At 48.7% G+C, this 513-nt stretch carries 1 protein-coding gene; it reads right to left on the reverse strand.

Annotation, left to right across the window (positions count from 1 at the left end):
* Nucleotides 1-513: TonB-dependent receptor plug domain-containing protein (locus SYJ56_RS25865; RefSeq protein ID WP_323839305.1), on the reverse strand; the 513-nt coding region annotated here is incomplete at both ends.

The following is a 513-nucleotide window of genomic DNA, read 5'->3' on the forward strand; positions in this document are numbered from 1 at the left end:
CATGCGCTCCACTTCCACAAAATCCGAATTGTCCATTCTTGGTGAATAAAACAGATCGGGTTTCTCGGTGAAAATCAGATTGGTATTCAGACTTACTTTGGGGGCTGATCCGCTTTTCCCTTTTTTGGTGGTGATGACTATTACTCCATTCCCTGCTCTGGCTCCCCAGATGGAGGCTGCTGCCGCATCCCGGAGTATGGTAAATGATTCCACATCATTTGGGTTGATATTTTCCAGTGGCCCATCGTAGGGAAAATTATCCACCACCACCAAAGGCGTGGTATTGGCAAAAATGGTGCTTCTTCCCCGGATACTGATGGGATCCTGACTTTCATTGAACCGGTTAAAGATCAGTCCAGGGGTGATATCCTGCAGCCTGTCCAGGATATTGGTGCTGACCCTGCGATTTACCATCTCCTGACCCAGCTGTACAAAGGAACCACTCGCCCGCTCTCTGGGGATTTCCTGATAGCCTGTAGACACTACCTCTACTTCCCCAAGAATAAGCTGATC

Source organism: Algoriphagus aurantiacus, assembly GCF_035156405.1.
Lineage (GTDB): Bacteria > Bacteroidota > Bacteroidia > Cytophagales > Cyclobacteriaceae > Algoriphagus > Algoriphagus aurantiacus.